The organism is Sphingobium sp. SCG-1 (assembly GCF_002953135.1).
Lineage (GTDB): Bacteria > Pseudomonadota > Alphaproteobacteria > Sphingomonadales > Sphingomonadaceae > Sphingobium.
The window spans coordinates 2,560,061-2,575,028 of record NZ_CP026372.1; the positions used below are offsets into that span (position 1 = coordinate 2,560,061).

The 14,968-nt window shown below is 61.7% G+C and carries 16 protein-coding genes; 12 read left to right on the plus strand and 4 right to left on the minus strand.

What is annotated here, in order from left to right; translation table 11 throughout:
- Positions 1-42: 42 nt before the first annotated feature.
- Positions 43-489, minus strand: coding sequence for an EF-hand domain-containing protein (locus C1T17_RS11680; RefSeq protein WP_104953594.1), 447 nt, complete (start codon positions 487-489; stop codon positions 43-45).
- Positions 490-747: 258 nt separating this feature from the next.
- Here C1T17_RS11680 and purB point away from each other — a divergent pair, with 258 nt between their 5' ends.
- The 9 genes from purB to C1T17_RS11725 all read left to right on the plus strand — a co-directional run bounded on the left by purB (position 748) and on the right by C1T17_RS11725 (position 8,654).
- Complete coding sequence (purB, locus tag C1T17_RS11685; RefSeq protein ID WP_104953595.1) at positions 748-2,064, plus strand: adenylosuccinate lyase; 1,317 nt, start codon at positions 748-750, stop codon at positions 2,062-2,064.
- A gap of 77 nt (positions 2,065-2,141) precedes the next feature.
- Entirely contained in the window at positions 2,142-2,453 is a 312-nt protein-coding gene (locus tag C1T17_RS11690) for a LapA family protein (protein ID WP_104953596.1), read from the plus strand.
- The gene (gene pyrF, locus C1T17_RS11695) at positions 2,450-3,124 is read left to right on the plus strand and encodes an orotidine-5'-phosphate decarboxylase (RefSeq protein ID WP_104953597.1); all 675 of its coding nucleotides are present in this window, start codon (positions 2,450-2,452) and stop codon (positions 3,122-3,124) included. The genes C1T17_RS11690 and pyrF overlap by 4 nt, the downstream gene beginning before the upstream one ends.
- 80 nt (positions 3,125-3,204) lie before the next feature.
- Positions 3,205-3,840 carry a phosphoribosylanthranilate isomerase gene (locus C1T17_RS11700; protein ID WP_104955178.1) on the plus strand — a complete coding sequence of 212 codons (636 nt, stop codon included), beginning with the start codon at positions 3,205-3,207 and terminating at the stop codon, positions 3,838-3,840.
- Between the two features lie 2 nt (positions 3,841-3,842).
- Complete coding sequence (gene trpB, locus C1T17_RS11705) at positions 3,843-5,087, plus strand: tryptophan synthase subunit beta (RefSeq protein WP_189338320.1); 1,245 nt, start codon at positions 3,843-3,845, stop codon at positions 5,085-5,087.
- Entirely contained in the window at positions 5,084-5,902 is an 819-nt protein-coding gene (gene trpA, locus C1T17_RS11710; RefSeq protein ID WP_104953598.1) for a tryptophan synthase subunit alpha, read from the plus strand. Before trpB ends, trpA begins: the two co-directional genes overlap by 4 nt.
- Positions 5,899-6,750, plus strand: coding sequence for an acetyl-CoA carboxylase, carboxyltransferase subunit beta (gene accD, locus C1T17_RS11715; RefSeq protein ID WP_104953599.1), 852 nt, complete (start codon positions 5,899-5,901; stop codon positions 6,748-6,750). The genes trpA and accD overlap by 4 nt, the downstream gene beginning before the upstream one ends.
- Positions 6,751-6,788: 38 nt before the next feature.
- Complete coding sequence (locus C1T17_RS11720) at positions 6,789-8,108, plus strand: bifunctional folylpolyglutamate synthase/dihydrofolate synthase (RefSeq protein WP_104953600.1); 1,320 nt, start codon at positions 6,789-6,791, stop codon at positions 8,106-8,108.
- A gap of 75 nt (positions 8,109-8,183) precedes the next feature.
- Positions 8,184-8,654, plus strand: a complete 471-nt coding sequence (locus C1T17_RS11725) for a DUF6628 family protein (protein ID WP_317617043.1) — start codon at positions 8,184-8,186, stop codon at positions 8,652-8,654.
- Here the strand turns inward: C1T17_RS11725 and C1T17_RS11730 are convergent.
- Both C1T17_RS11730 and C1T17_RS11735 read right to left on the minus strand, forming a co-directional pair.
- Positions 8,639-9,979, minus strand: coding sequence for an AmpG family muropeptide MFS transporter (locus tag C1T17_RS11730; RefSeq protein ID WP_104953601.1), 1,341 nt, complete (start codon positions 9,977-9,979; stop codon positions 8,639-8,641). The genes C1T17_RS11725 and C1T17_RS11730 overlap by 16 nt on opposite strands.
- A 62-nt stretch (positions 9,980-10,041) precedes the next feature.
- Positions 10,042-10,488 (minus strand): response regulator, encoded by a 447-nt coding sequence (locus C1T17_RS11735; protein WP_104953602.1) that lies wholly within the window; start codon positions 10,486-10,488, stop codon positions 10,042-10,044.
- Positions 10,489-10,659: 171 nt separating this feature from the next.
- Here C1T17_RS11735 and C1T17_RS11740 point away from each other — a divergent pair, with 171 nt between their 5' ends.
- Entirely contained in the window at positions 10,660-11,517 is an 858-nt protein-coding gene (locus C1T17_RS11740; RefSeq protein ID WP_104953603.1) for a pseudouridine synthase, read from the plus strand.
- Positions 11,514-12,056 (plus strand): 16S rRNA (guanine(966)-N(2))-methyltransferase RsmD, encoded by a 543-nt coding sequence (rsmD, locus tag C1T17_RS11745; protein ID WP_104953604.1) that lies wholly within the window; start codon positions 11,514-11,516, stop codon positions 12,054-12,056. The genes C1T17_RS11740 and rsmD overlap by 4 nt, the downstream gene beginning before the upstream one ends.
- 57 nt (positions 12,057-12,113) lie before the next feature.
- On the opposite strand, the gene C1T17_RS11750 is transcribed toward rsmD, so the two are convergent.
- Complete coding sequence (locus C1T17_RS11750; RefSeq protein ID WP_104953605.1) at positions 12,114-12,512, minus strand: Fe-S oxidoreductase; 399 nt, start codon at positions 12,510-12,512, stop codon at positions 12,114-12,116.
- 184 nt (positions 12,513-12,696) lie between these two features.
- Between C1T17_RS11750 and C1T17_RS11755 the strand changes: the two genes are divergently transcribed.
- Positions 12,697-14,964: an ATP-dependent helicase gene (locus C1T17_RS11755; protein WP_104955181.1), complete on the plus strand. Its 2,268-nt coding sequence runs from the start codon at positions 12,697-12,699 to the stop codon at positions 14,962-14,964.
- Positions 14,965-14,968: the final 4 nt, after the last annotated feature.

The following is a 14,968-nucleotide window of genomic DNA, read 5'->3' on the forward strand; positions in this document are numbered from 1 at the left end:
CGAGCTTTTCAGCTCAGCCTCGTGACCAAACGGGGCGTTGTATTAGGCAGCACCACCGCTGAGATAGCTCACCAACTCAGCCTTCGTGATGGTGGTGCTCTTGTCCGCGTCGGCCGTGACGAACGCACCATCCGCCCATGCCGTCACCTCAGCGGGCGGCAATGTCTTGCCCGTCGATTTCAGCTCTTGGTCTTTCAGGGCAACCAGCCATTTCGAGAACTCGGCTTTCTCAAGCTGCCCTGATTTGTCCGCATCATATGCGGGAAATTCGCTATCGACGATTGCAGCGACTGTTGTGGCACCTGTTGCTGGCTGGGCCGGCTGCGCGTCAGTCGTGGTTTGCGCAGGATCTTGCGCAGGCGCTGCCTGAGCCGGGGCAGCAGGAGCCGCAGGCGCCGTTGGAGCGGCCGTCCCGGCTGGAGCCGTAGTTTGGGCAATTGCAGGCGCCGCAATAAGCAGCGCAGTCGAGCATAGAAGGGTACGGATCATATCGTCTCTCCATCAAATTGCGGGCGGATCACTGCGGCAGAGGCCGTGAAAGCAAGTGATCCAGTAGCGTACGGACAACGGCGCGTTCACCGTCTTCGTTCCACTTCCGCACGGATTGGCGAGTCGACCCGCCCCCTTGTCGCATCAGTTCGTCGTCGGTTTCTTTCCTAAGCGCGATGAACCGTGATCGGCATGCACGTTGCCGCTCCCGATCTTGCCTGCTAGGCGCGGGCCAACTCTCCAATCAGGATTCGCCCTATGATCCCCCGCTATTCCCGCCAAGAAATGTCGTCCATCTGGGAGCCGGAAAGCCGTTTCGGCATCTGGTTCGAGATCGAGGCACATGCAACGGAGGCTTTGGCCGACCTGGGCGTGGTCCCCAAATCTGCCGCGAAGGCGCTTTGGGACTGGTGGGCGACCAACCCCAAAATAGATGTGGCCGCGATCGACGCGATCGAGGCCGTCACCAAGCATGACGTGATCGCCTTCCTCACCTGGGTCGCGGAAAATGTGGGCGACGAAGCCCGGTTCATGCATCAGGGCATGACGTCAAGTGATGTGCTCGATACCTGCCTTGCGGTACAGCTTGCCCGTGCGAGCGACATCCTGATTGCGGACATCGACGCGCTGCTCGCCGTCATCAAGCGCCGCGCGTTCGAGCATAAGCTTACCCCCACCATCGGCCGCAGCCACGGCATCCATGCCGAACCCGTCACCTTCGGCCTGAAGCTCGCGGAAGCCTATGCGGAGTTTTCGCGCTGCCGCGTCAGGCTCGTCGCTGCGCGCGAGGAAGTCGCCACATGCGCGATATCCGGAGCGGTCGGCACCTTCGCCAACATCGATCCGAAGGTGGAAGAATATGTCGCCAGGAAACTCGGTCTAGCTGTCGAACCCGTTTCGACGCAGGTGATCCCCCGCGACCGCCACGCGATGTTCTTCGCGACTCTTGGCGTCGTTGCTTCCTCGATCGAACGGCTGGCAATCGAGGTGCGCCATCTGCAGCGGACCGAGGTCCTGGAAGCGGAGGAATATTTCTCCCCCGGCCAGAAAGGCTCGTCTGCGATGCCGCACAAGCGCAATCCCGTTCTCACCGAGAACCTCACCGGCCTTGCTCGCATGGTACGGGCCTATGCCCTTCCCGCAATGGAAAACGTCGCGCTCTGGCATGAGCGCGATATCAGCCATTCGTCGGTCGAGCGATACATCGCGCCGGACGCCACGATCACTCTCGACTTCGCCCTCGCCCGCCTCACCGGCGTCATCGACAAGCTGCTCGTCTACCCCGAGCGGATGATGAAGAACCTCGACAAGATGGGCGGCCTCGTCCACTCGCAACGCGTCCTCCTTGCCCTGACTCAGGCTGGCGTCAGCCGCGAGGATAGCTACCGTATGGTACAGCGCAACGCGATGAAGGTGTGGGAATCCGACGGCGCGCTCTCGCTGCTCGAATTACTGAAAGCAGACCCCGATGTCGCAGCGGCGCTGACCGCGCAGGAAATCGAGGACAAGTTCAACCTCGACTATCATTTCAAGCATGTCGACACGATCTTCGACCGTGTATTCGGCGCTGCCTGACACCGCTTTCGGCAGGGGGTGGAACGTCCGACGGAAATCTCCTACGCTGCTGACGCAACAAGGCAGGAGGGGTTCCCATGCAGTTCCTTAAAACGGCGTTCTGGGTGATCGTCGCCGTTGCGATAGCACTGTTCTGCAAAGCGAACTGGGCGTCGGTGCCCGTGAAGCTATGGGGTGACCTGGTGGCGGACGTGAAGCTACCGATCCTGATGATGTTGGCGTTTCTCCTTGGTGCGGTGCCGTTCTGGGTTGCCCTGCGCGCAACGCGCTGGCGGCTGCGAAAACGGCTCGACGCGTCGGAAAAAGCGCTTGCAGCCGTGATACCGCCTGCGCCTTCGACCGAGGTCGTCGCTGCGGAGGCTCATTCCATCAGCCCGAGTGCCCTATGACCAGCCCGATCTATATCGCCATCGACACCCCGGACCTCGTCAAGGCGCAGGCTCTCGCGACTAAGGTTCGCCGTCATGTCGGCGGGGTCAAGCTGGGGCTGGAATTCTTCTGCGCCAATGGTCACCATGGCGTGCACGAGATGGCGAAGCTGGGCTTGCCGATCTTCCTCGACCTGAAATTGCACGACATCCCCAACACGGTAGCCAAAGCCGTACAGGCGCTTCACGTACTGGAACCCGCAGTCCTGACCGTACATGCAGCGGGCGGCCGCGCCATGTTGGAGAACGCGAAAGCCGCAGCCGGCCTCAATACCAAGGTCGTTGCGGTCACCGTCCTCACCAGCCTAGACGACAATGATCTCAACGACATAGGCGTCAGCGCGCGTGCCGAGGATCAGGTCAGCCGTCTCGCCGAACTCGCCCGTAGCGCAGGCTGCGACGGCATCGTCTGCTCCGGCGAAGAAGTCGCGATAGCCAAGCGCGCGTGGCATGACGGGTATTTCGTTGTCCCCGGCGTCCGTCCCGCTGGCGGCGCGATGGGCGATCAGAAGCGCGCTGTTACACCACGCGAAGCATTGGACCGGGGCGCCTCCATGCTCGTAGTCGGTCGCCCGATAACCTTGGCGGAAGACCCCGATCTGGCCGCGAGGGAAATCGAAGCGACGCTTTGAGGCGTCCACTTCACCGTCCGCTCTTCGCCCGGTGGCGCAGAATGGTTGGCCCCTGCCCCCAACCGGTCTAGACGACGGCCATGTCCCGACTCGCCATCAAGATTTGCGGTCTCTCAACGCCCGATACCGTTGACGCTGCCCTTAAAGCGGGCGCGAGCCATTTGGGCTTCGTGTTTTTTCCCAAAAGCCCCAGGCATGTCGACTTCGATAAAGCCGCAGGGCTCGTCGCTCGCGTGCCCCAGCATGTAGTCGGCGTAGGCGTCATGGTCGATCCGGATGACGAGACGCTCTCCCGCGCCGTACAGGCAGGCGTCAAGACCTTCCAGCTCCACGGCCACGAAGCACCTGAGCGCGTAGCGGCGATCCGCGACCGCTTCGGCGTGGACATCTGGAAGGCGATCTCCGTGAAAACCCGTGCCGACCTAGAGCAGGGCCGCGCTTATGTGGGTATCGCGGACTTCCTCCTCTACGATGCCAAGACGCCCGATGGTGCCGCGCTTCCCGGCGGCATGGGCCTCCGCTTCGACTGGACGCTGCTGCGCGGATTTGCGCCGCCGCTGCCATGGGGCCTGTCCGGCGGTCTCGATCCCGAAAGCGTCGCCGACGCTGTCGCTATTACGGGCGCACCACTTGTCGACGTATCCTCCGGCGTGGAAAGCGCGCCGGGCATCAAGGATGTGGACAAGATAGCCGCCTTCTGCAAAGCGATTTCCTGACCATGACCCAAGAAACACCTCTCGCGAACAGCTTCCGCGCACAGCCCGACGAAACCGGCCACTTCGGCCAGTTCGGCGGCCGCTATGTCGCCGAAACGCTGATGCCGCTCATCCTCGACCTCGACCGCCATTATCGCGCCGCGATGGAAGACCCGGCCTTTCACGAAGAGTTCGACTGGCTGATGAAGCATTATGTCGGACGCCCCAGCCCACTTTATTATGCCGAACGCCTCACCGAAACGCTGCGGGAAAGCGCACCGGAGGGCAAGGGCGCACAGGTCTGGTTCAAGCGCGACGAACTCAATCACACCGGCGCGCACAAGATCAACAATTGCATCGGCCAGATCCTGCTGGCGAAGCGTATGGGCAAGACCCGGATCATCGCCGAAACCGGCGCGGGCCAGCATGGCGTAGCGACTGCAACCGTGGCGGCGCGCTTCGGCCTGCCCTGCGTCATCTACATGGGCGCGCGCGATATCGAGCGGCAGCAGCCCAATGTGTTCCGCATGAAGCTGCTCGGCGCAGAAGTGATCGCCGTGCAGAGCGGCGCGCGGACGCTGAAGGACGCGATGAACGAGGCGCTGCGCGATTGGGTTGCGAATGTGCACGACACTTTCTACATCATCGGCACCGCTGCCGGTCCGCACCCCTACCCCGAACTCGTCCGTGAGTTTCAGTCGGTGATCGGCCGCGAAGCCCGCGAGCAGATTCAGGAACTTGCCGGACGCCTGCCCGACCTGCTCGTTGCGGCGATCGGAGGCGGATCGAATGCCATCGGCCTGTTCCATCCGTTTCTGGACGACAAGAGCGTCAACATGCTGGGCATCGAAGCAGCGGGTCACGGCATCGACAGCGGCGCACATGCGGCCTCGCTCGCGGGCGGCACGCCGGGTATCCTCCACGGCAACAAGACCTTCCTGTTGCAGGACGAAGACGGCCAGATCGCCGAAGCCCACAGCATTTCGGCGGGCCTCGATTATCCCGGCATCGGCCCCGAGCATAGCTGGCTGAAGGACATCGGCCGCGTCCAATATGAATCCGTGACCGACACCGAAGCACTGGACGCGTTCCAGCTTCTCTGCCGCACCGAAGGGATCATTCCCGCTCTGGAACCCAGCCACGCCATCGCTGCCGTGGCCCGCAAGGCGCGCGAGATGGATCGCGACCAGATCATCCTCGCCAACCTGTGCGGTCGCGGCGACAAGGATATCTTCACGGTCGCCGAAGCACTGGGAGTGGAGATGTGAGCGCTCCGGATCGCCTCTCCACTCGCTTCGCCAAGTGCCGGGCGGAAGGTCGTGCCGCGCTCATTACTTTCGTGACAGCCGGTGATCCGACTCCCGGAGACACGGCGGCGATCCTCGACGCGCTGGTCTCGGGCGGTGCGGACATCATCGAACTCGGCATGCCCTTCACCGATCCCATGGCGGACGGCCCGGCCATTCAGCTCGCCAATCTGCGCAGTTTGGGCGCGGGCACGAAGACCGCCGACATCTTCGCCATTGCGGCAGCCTTTCGTCAGCGCCATCCTGAGACTCCGCTTATCCTGATGGGTTATGCCAACCCTATGGTCCGTCGCGGCGCTGATTGGTTCGCGCAGCAGGCCTTGGGCGCGGGCGTAGACGGCGCGATCTGCGTCGATATCCCGCCGGAGGAAGATCAGGAACTGGGTCCGGCCCTGCGCGAAGCCGGGCTGCACCTCGTCCGCCTCGCAACGCCAACGACCGACGATGCACGGCTTCCGGCGGTGCTCGATAGCGCCAGCGGCTTCGTCTATTATGTGTCGGTGGCGGGGATCACCGGCAAGCAACAGGCACAGCAGGCCAGCATCGAAGACGCGGTCAGAAAGCTGAAAGCCTCGACCGACATTCCGGTCGCGGTCGGCTTCGGCGTGCGTACGCCAGAACAGGCGTCCGCTATTGGCCGCGTGGCTGACGGCGTCGTCGTCGGTTCGGCCATTGTCGAGATCGTCGGCACGCATGGAAGTGCAGCGCCGTCCCATGTTCAAACCTATGTCGCGTCGCTTCGTGCAGCCCTCGAAGCGCGGGAGACCGTCGCATGAGCTGGATCAATCGCGTCCGAAATGCCATTCCCTTCATCGCCAAGCGTCAGGAAAGCGCCGACACGCTCTGGCACAAGTGCAGCAGTTGCGGGCAGATGATCTTCACCCGCGAATGGGAAGAGAATCTGTCGGTATGCCCCAAGTGCGATCATCATGGCCGCATCGGCCCGAAGGCACGCTTCGATCAACTGCTGGATCAGGGCTTTACCGTGCTGCCCACGCCCACCGTGCGCGAAGACCCGCTCAAATTTCGTGACTCGAAGAAATATACTGACCGCATCAAGGCCGCCCGCGCTGCGACAGGCGACACCGACGCACTTATCAACGCGCGGGGCGCCATCGACGGCAAGCCGGTCGTGCTGGGCGTCCAGAATTTCGCTTATATGGGCGGATCGATGGGCATGGCTGTCGGTGCCGCCTTCATTCAAGGCGTAGAGGCGGCAATCGAAAGCCGTGCGCCCTATGTCATCTTCACCGCTGCGGGCGGCGCGCGTATGCAGGAAGGGATTTTGTCCCTGATGCAGATGCCCCGCGCCACCGTCGCCATTCGCAAGCTGCACGCGGCGGGCCTTCCCTATATCGTCGTGTTGACAGACCCGACCACGGGCGGCGTCACGGCCAGCTACGCGATGCTGGGCGACATCCAGATTGCGGAACCCAACGCCCTGATCGGCTTTGCAGGCCAGCGCGTCATCGAAAACACCATTCGCGAAAAACTCCCCGAAGGCTTCCAGCGTGCCGAATACCTGCTCGCGCACGGCATGATCGACATGGTCGTTCATCGCCGCGATTTAAAGACAACGTTGGCGCAGGTCGTAAGCTATCTTGCCCCGGCTCAAGCAGCCTAACACCTCTCCTCCCCACGGCAGGACGGCTGAAATTCGCCATGCCCGATAACGCCACCTCCACCAACCCTGCGGTTCAGGCGCAACTGGATCGCCTCTGGTCGTTATCGCCCGGTGCGGACGTGCTGGGGCTGGACCGCATTACGCAACTGCTCGATCGGATCGGCAACCCGCATCTTTCACTGCCGCCCATATTCCATGTGGCGGGCACGAACGGTAAAGGCTCCACCTGCGCATTCCTGCGGGCCGCTCTGGAGGCTGACGGCAAGAGCGTGCATGTCTTTACCTCCCCCCATCTCGTCAGGTTCAATGAGCGCATTCGAATAAATGGCGCACTGATAAGCGACGCGCTACTCGCTAAGTATCTGGAGCGAATTCTCGACCTGGCCGGAGATATCGGGGCGAGCTTCTTTGAGGTCACGACTGCCGCGGCCTTCCTCGCGTTCGCCGATCATCCCGCAGACGCCGCGATCATTGAAGTCGGCCTTGGCGGACGCCTCGACGCCACAAACATCCTGCCTGCGCCCGCCGTATGTGGAATCGCGCAACTCGGTATCGATCATCAATCATTCCTGGGCGATACGCTCGCGGAAATCGCAGCGGAGAAGGCCGGGATCGCCAAGCCTGGAGTGCCGCTCATCACCTCGCGATACGCGGCGGTGGTCGCGTCGATCATCGCGACGGCGGCGGAAACGGCAGAGGCGCCCTATTTTCCGATGGGATCGGACTGGGACGCCGCGGTCTATCGCGATCGCCTGCATTATCGCGACGGCATGGGCAAGATCGAGTTGCCGCTTCCTCGCCTGCCCGGCCCGCATCAACCGATGAACGCCGCGCTTGCGATCGCGATGCTGCGCCATCAGGATGCCGTGCCCGTATCGGAAGCCGCATTGAAGGCCGCGCCGCTTTGGGCGCAATGGCCTGCCCGCTTGCAACGGCTCGATCATGGACCGCTGACAGCGCTCCTCTCCCGAGGCAATGCCCTCTGGCTGGACGGCGGGCATAATGAGGCAGCGGGGGAGATGCTTGCAAAATTTTTGGATGGTTTATCGCCACAGGAAAAGCCTGTGCACTTGATAGTAGGAATGCTGTCCAACAAGGACGTTGCCGCATTTCTTCAGCCCATGCGGGGCAAAATCTCGCACATCTATTCGCTTCCGGTGCCGGGGCATGACCATCATCGCACCGACCGCTTCGAAGCCATTGCTCGGGAATGGGGCATAGTCTCTTCCGCACATGACAATGTGGCGGATGCCCTGGCCGCCGTCGCAGCCAGCGGAGACTCCGCGCCAATTCTCATCGCTGGCTCCCTTTACCTCGCGGGCGATGTGCTTCTCCGAAACGATCAGCTACCGGATTAGCGCGCTTCTCATTATTGCGATTGACTCGCATTATACGATCTATATGCTGCCCCTATCACTGCAGGAGCAGCATGCATGACCTATCAAAGCCCCCGTGCTTCGGCACGGATCAGCCCTCAACTTCAGCGTCCAGTTCTCGATGAACCGGTGCCGCATACGATTGGCAGCCGGCTGTTCCTTTTCGCGATCCGCAGGATGGCCTCCGGCGGCGTCAACGATGCGCACGCGACTAACGCGCTCCTCGGCAGTTTCGGGAAGAGCTACCGCCGACCGCTGATCCTGATGCGGGCGATGATGCTGGAGCTTTCGCGGGTGTCCAACCGTAAGATCATGGTGGCGCCATGCTGCTGCACACGCATCACCAGCGACGAGGCGCGGCTGACGCGAGCTATGGGAGTCGGCCTGCGCGAGCCGCAAAAGGCGTTCGATGACTTGTCGGCACTTCTTGCCAGTCCAGCGGTGCTGGGCGCCCTCACCTGTGCGCAGGCGGTGGCGCAGAGTTACATGGACCTGGGCTGTCCGATCGACCTTTACGGAGCAGACTGAGGCGCGGGTTCTTCGGTGCCCGCTGTCCCGACGCTGGCATCGATCAATCCCGCTCGCATCATCAGCCAGAACAGGACGATCCCCGGCACGGCAAGCGCTGTCGTCAACAGGTAGAAGTCGACATAGCCGAACGCCTCGATCATCGCGCCCGCGCTGGTGCCGGTTAGGAACCGCCCGACTATGCTCGCCGCTGCCGAGATCAGCGCATATTGGGCAGCGGTGAAACGCAGGTCGCAAAGGGCGGAGAAATAGGCGATCACCGTCACACCCCCGATGCCGCTAGCAAAGTTCTCGAATCCGATTGCGCCCGCCATGCCCCAATTATTGTGCCCTGCGGACGCCAGCGCTGCGAAGCTGAAATTGGAAACACCCATCAAGATCAGGCTCAACAATACCGATCGCTTCATCCCCATCCGCGCGTACACTATGCCGCCGACGAAGATGCCGATCAGGTAGGCCCAAAAGCCTATGCCGACGTCGTAGATGGCGATTTCGTCATTCGTGAAGCCGAGATCGTCGAACAGCAGCCGAAACGTCAGGTTGGCGAGTGTGTCGCCGATCTTGTGCAGCAGGATGAACAGCAGGACGAGGAACGCGCCTTTCCGCTGGAAGAACTCGACCAAAGGTCCGGCGATCGACTGCCACACTTCGCCTGTGGCCCGCTTGGCGACGGGATCGCGATGCCTCTCCGGCTCACCCATGATAAGCCCCGTCAGCATGGCCGGAAGCGCGAAGATCGCGCATGCGAGATAGGCCCATTCCCACCCTATGCGGGATGCGAGTACGAGCGCCAGCGCGCCAGCCGCTACCGATCCGATCCGCCACCCATATTGTGTCATTCCCGATCCGACGCCGAGTTCTTCGGGCTTCAGTATTTCGATCCGATAGGCATCGATGACGATGTCGAACGTCGCCCCGGCAAAGCCCACCAGCACAGCGGCATAGGCGGTTGCCAGCAGGCTGGACTTGGGATCGACAAATGCCAGGTTGGCGACTGCCGCCATGACGAACACCCCGGCCAGCAATAGCCAGGACACGCGCTTGCCGAGATGACCGATCAACGGCAGGCGGACTCCATCGACTGCCCAGGCCCACAGCCACTTTAGATTATAGACAAGGAAGGCCAGCGTGAATGCCGTAACGGCCTTCTTGTCTATCCCATCCTGCGCAAGCCGAGTCGTCAGGTTCGCCCCAATCATCGCGAAGGGAAAACCCGACGATATTCCGAGGAAGAACGCCGCTAACGGGGCGGGTTGCGTGTAGGGTCGAAACACATCCGGCACTTTGGCCCGCCAGCCTGCCGACTCGATTACAGTTGTCGCCATTCGCTCGGTCCCCCGCCCGTATCAACTATGCAAAGCTACACAGTTTAATGCGCGGTGACGCGTCATTCGGCAACACGAAACAGGCTCATCCCCGCTGGTGCACGCGGCAGCCGCACTTTTCGGATAACCGCGTCGATCACCTTGATGGCGCTGAGCAAGTCCTTTTGCGAGTAAGGCTTTGCAAGGCAACCATAAGCGATGTCCTGCGCCTCTATCGGACACGCCCCAGTCACGAACAGCACCGGTATAGCCCGCTGGCTGCCAAAAGCGGCGACCTCCACGCCATCTCGCTCGCTGGATAGCTTCACATCAGCAATCACCAGGTCGATTTCCTCGGCCTCGATCAATGCAACGGCAGCTTCGTAGCTGTCGACTGTTCCCACCACCGCATAGCCCGCTTGCGCTAGGAAATGCTCATTATCGAACGCAACCAGAGGTTCGTCCTCGACAACCAGGATGCGGCGGATGACTGGTCCCTTGCGCGCAGACGGCTCTTTCCCGAAAAACATTTGCCGTTTCGCCCCATTTCCGTCATCAGGCCCGCCACCATGGCGAGCATACATAAACGCTCGGCCACGCTCCGCAGTTGCTTGCCCAATGTCGTTTGAGTCTTCAAATTAGCGGCGCGATCGCACAGTTCACCATAACGCACGCGGCTCTGCCGACGAAAGGATTCTCTGTTGCAACCGCCAAAAAAAACGTTTCGCATCGTCGGCCCTGCGCGCGGCCCGCGTCGCCCGCGTGCCGGCGCGCTGAAGACGCCCGGTCCTGCCAATCCACATCCCGCCCGCGCAAAGGCTGCGGCCGGAGGCGACAAGGAGCCACAACGGATCGCAAAGTTGCTGGCACGGGCTGGGATCGCATCCCGACGAGAGATCGAGCGCATGATCGAAGAGGGTCGCATCGCAATCAACGGCGAAGCGGTGACCACACCCGCGACACTGCTGACGAACCTTCAAGGCGTAATCGTCGACGGCAAGCTAGTGGACGCGCCCGAGCCGACACGACTCTTTCTGTTCCATAAACCTTCGGGATATCTGACAACGGAGCGCGATCCAAAGGGCCGCCCGACAATCTATGACCGCCTGCCCGCTGGCTTGCCGCGCGTCATGCCGATCGGGCGGCTCGACATGACTACGGAGGGCCTGTTGCTGCTTACTACCGATGGTGAGTTCAAGCGTCAGATGGAACTCCCTTCCACGGGCGTAGAGCGGAGCTATCGTGCCCGCGCGCATGGCAATGTCAGTCAGGCCCAGCTTGAGGAACTGGTGATGGGCGTGGAAATCGACGGCATTCGCTATGGCCGGATCGAAGCCAATCTGGAACGCCGCACCGGCACTAACCAATGGATTGAAATGACGCTGACGGAGGGAAAGAATCGCGAAGTTCGGCGCGTCCTCGAATATCTTGGTCTTGAAGTGAACCGCCTCATCCGCACGCGATATGGCGTATTCGAATTGACGGACCTTCCGGTCGGCGATGTCTATGAAGTGCGTCAGCACGACCTTGCGCAATTTCGCAAGACGCTGAAGAAATGAGGATCATCGCAGGTCAATGGCGCGGCCGCCCGATCATAGCGCCGAAGGGAGAAGTCACGCGTCCGACGGCCGATCGCACACGCGAAGCGCTATTCTCCATGCTGACGAGCCGCCTAGGCAGCTTTGAGGGTATTGCCGTTGCAGACCTGTTCGCGGGATCAGGTGCGCTGGGATTGGAAGCCCTTTCTCGCGGGGCTGCTACATGCGTCTTCGTGGAGCATGACAAGGCGGCCGTCGATGCCCTGCGGGCCAATTCCGAGAAACTGGGTGTGCGCGCCGACATACGGCAGGCCTCGGCCCTTGCGCTGGGCAGCGCGCCAAAGCCGCTCGACCTTGTAATGATGGACCCCCCTTACGAAACGGGAGCAGGAGCAGTCGCGCTCGACAAGCTGTCGCGTCTCGGGTGGATAGGACCAGCGACTTGGGTCAGCATCGAAACATCGAGGCGTGAGAATATAGATGTGAAGGGTTTCGAAGCGGAAACGGTACGCGACATAGGCAAAGCGCGCATCCATCTTATGCGGCTGAGCGACACCTGAAACCGCGCGAAAGAGGGGGCGAGCATAAGCCCGCCCCCTCTTATCCTTTTGACAAAATTATCTGCGCCTTTTCGCCTTACGGGCGTCAGAGGGATTGATGCAGCTATCCTGTACCGTCTTACTGCAAACCGGATAATCTGTCCGCGGAGCGGGCGGCGGCGCTGCATCCATGGTCGCGGGTGGCGCTGGCGGCGTAGGCGGAGTAGCGGAGTCGGCGGGCGCCATACCTGGATTCACTGGTGCTTCGGGTGCAGCGGGGGCAGTGCTGGGGTCTGACGGGGGCATCTGCCCCGTCTGCGGCATCTGCTGTGCGCTCATGTCATTGGGCGGTGCGGGCGGTTGCGGCTGCGCTTCCCCCGCGGGAGGAGCCGCAGGTGCAGTCTGCCCTGCATCTTGTGCAATTGCAGGCGCGGCAAGTGCCAGGGCCGCCGTACTCAGCAGGATGGACAATCTCATGACATATCTCCTTTTGTAGTTTTGATACGATGCAGGAACAACCAGTCATTAATGGAGCCGTTCCGCTTCAGTAATTTTTGCACGACCAGACGTGCAGCAGCAGACGTGAACGGAAAGTACAGCATTGGCGCTTGCCCCACTCTGTTCCGTTCCCTAATTGTTCGGCATGACATCGGCTATCGACATGAATTCTCGAGATTACGATCCGCCCTACATGCGCGGCTTGAATGAACCGCAGCGTCAGGCCGTTTTGACAACGGAGGGACCCGTGCTGGTTCTGGCGGGCGCGGGAACCGGCAAAACAGCGGCTCTTACCGCGCGGCTCGCTCACCTGATCGCGACGCGCAAGGCATATCCGTCAGAGATTCTGGCGGTAACGTTCACGAACAAGGCAGCCCGCGAGATGAAGGAGCGTGTCGCCCGGATGATGGGCGGCACGATGGAGGGGCTGCCCTGGCTTGGCACCTTTCACGCAATTGGCGCGAAGATGCTGCGCCGCCATGCCGAGTTGGTCGGCCTGCAAAGCAACTTCACGATCCTCGACACCGACGACCAGCTCCGGCTGATGAAGCAGTTGATCCAGGCGGAGGGAATCGACGAGAAGCGATGGCCCGCGCGGCAGCTTGGCGGTTTAATCGATAGCTGGAAGAACAAGGGCCTAACGCCTCGCGACATCGACGCGGGCGAGAGCGAAGCTTATGCCAATGGCAAGGGACAGCAGCTTTATGCGGCCTATCAGGCACGCCTGCTCGCTCTCAACGCCTGCGACTTCGGCGATTTGCTGCTCCATGTTCTGACACTGCTCAAGACCGACCGCGAAGTGCTCGCCAGCTATCAGCAGCGCTTCCGCTACATCATGGTCGACGAATATCAGGACACCAACAGCAGCCAGTATCTCTGGCTCCGCCTGCTCGCGCAGGAGCGCAAGAACATCTGCTGCGTCGGAGACGACGACCAGAGCATCTACAGTTGGCGCGGCGCACAGGTCGAGAACATCCTGAAGTTCGAGAAGGACTTTCCCGGCGCGAAGATCGTCAAGCTGGAGCAGAATTACCGCTCCACGCCCCACATCCTCGCCGCAGCGTCCGGTGTCATTGCGGAAAATGGTGGGCGCCTCGGCAAGACACTATGGACCGATGAACAGCAGGGCGAGAAGGTCCAGGTCATGGGCGTATGGGACGGGCCGGAGGAAGCCCGCCGCGTTGGAGACGAGATCGAGAACCATCAGCGCGCTGGCGGCACACTGGATGATGTCGCGATCCTCGTCCGCGCCCAGCATCAAACCCGCGAATTCGAAGATCGCTTCATCCAGATCGGCTTGCCCTATAAGATCATAGGCGGCTTCCGCTTTTACGAACGCGCCGAAATCCGCGATGCCCTCGCCTATCTCCGCCTTGTCAATCAACCTTCCGACGATCTGGCCTTCGAACGCATAGTCAACGTTCCCAAGCGCGGCCTTGGCGACAAGGCTGTCGAGAAGATCCATCGCCTCGCCCGTGCCGAAGGCGTTCCCCTGACGATCGCCGCCGCGCGCATTATCGATAGCGATGAACTAACCCCGCAGGCCCGCCGTGCACTCGGCAATTTCGTGGGTGACCTCGCCCGCTGGCGCGACAAGGCCACGCAGTTGCCACATCCCGAACTCGCGCGCCAAATCCTCGACGAAAGCGGCTACACCGCCGTGCTTCAGGCGGAACGGTCCACCGAAGCCGCAGGCCGCCTTGAGAACCTGACGGAACTCGTCCGCGCGATGGAGGAATATGAAACTCTCGGCGCATTCCTTGAGCATGTCAGCCTCGTCATGGACAATGAAGCGCAGGCGGACAGTCAGAAGGTCACCATCATGACCATCCACGCCGCAAAAGGGCTGGAATATGACACGGTGTTCCTGGTCGGATGGGAGGAAGGCATCTTCCCCTCCCAACGCGCGCTGGATGAAGGCGGCGTCGCCTCTCTGGAAGAGGAACGCCGCCTCGCCTATGTCGCTATTACCCGCGCACGCCGGAAGTGCATCATACTGCACGCTGCCAATCGGCGCATCTATGGCCAGTGGACAAGTTCCATCCCCAGCCGCTTCGTCGGCGAATTGCCCAAGGCACATATCGCGGAGGAAAGCAGCCTGAGCGGAGGCGCATCGCTTTGGCGCGCCAACTGGTCCGAACGCGACGATCCCTTCGCGGATGTCGTACGTGGCACCGGGCGCGGTCCTGGATGGCAGCGCGCCGTTTCCGGCGGGCAGTTCACGCGCGAACCGACCCGTATCGTCGAAGCGCGCACGTCCGCCGTATCGATCGGCAACAAGGGACGCAGCGACATCAGCGTGGGCCTGCGCGTTTTCCATCAAAAGTTCGGTTATGGAACAGTCGCCGAGATCGAAGGCAACAAGCTGGAGATCGACTTCGAAACCGCCGGCCGCAAGCGCGTCATGGACAGCTTCGTCAGCCTCTCCTGACGGC

Bases quoted from the DNA above. Each gene is read 5' to 3' on its own strand.
- C1T17_RS11680 (WP_104953594.1), bottom strand. From the start codon at position 489: ATGATCCGTACCCTTCTATGCTCGACTGCGCTGCTTATTGCGGCGCCT.
- purB (WP_104953595.1), top strand. From the start codon at position 748: ATGATCCCCCGCTATTCCCGCCAAGAAATGTCGTCCATCTGGGAGCCG.
- C1T17_RS11690 (WP_104953596.1), top strand. From the start codon at position 2,142: ATGCAGTTCCTTAAAACGGCGTTCTGGGTGATCGTCGCCGTTGCGATA.
- pyrF (WP_104953597.1), top strand. From the start codon at position 2,450: ATGACCAGCCCGATCTATATCGCCATCGACACCCCGGACCTCGTCAAG.
- C1T17_RS11700 (WP_104955178.1), top strand. From the start codon at position 3,205: ATGTCCCGACTCGCCATCAAGATTTGCGGTCTCTCAACGCCCGATACC.
- trpB (WP_189338320.1), top strand. From the start codon at position 3,843: ATGACCCAAGAAACACCTCTCGCGAACAGCTTCCGCGCACAGCCCGAC.
- accD (WP_104953599.1), top strand. From the start codon at position 5,899: ATGAGCTGGATCAATCGCGTCCGAAATGCCATTCCCTTCATCGCCAAG.
- C1T17_RS11720 (WP_104953600.1), top strand. From the start codon at position 6,789: ATGCCCGATAACGCCACCTCCACCAACCCTGCGGTTCAGGCGCAACTG.
- C1T17_RS11725 (WP_317617043.1), top strand. From the start codon at position 8,184: ATGACCTATCAAAGCCCCCGTGCTTCGGCACGGATCAGCCCTCAACTT.
- C1T17_RS11730 (WP_104953601.1), bottom strand. From the start codon at position 9,979: ATGGCGACAACTGTAATCGAGTCGGCAGGCTGGCGGGCCAAAGTGCCG.
- C1T17_RS11735 (WP_104953602.1), bottom strand. From the start codon at position 10,488: ATGTTTTTCGGGAAAGAGCCGTCTGCGCGCAAGGGACCAGTCATCCGC.
- rsmD (WP_104953604.1), top strand. From the start codon at position 11,514: ATGAGGATCATCGCAGGTCAATGGCGCGGCCGCCCGATCATAGCGCCG.
- C1T17_RS11750 (WP_104953605.1), bottom strand. From the start codon at position 12,512: ATGAGATTGTCCATCCTGCTGAGTACGGCGGCCCTGGCACTTGCCGCG.
- C1T17_RS11755 (WP_104955181.1), top strand. From the start codon at position 12,697: ATGAATTCTCGAGATTACGATCCGCCCTACATGCGCGGCTTGAATGAA.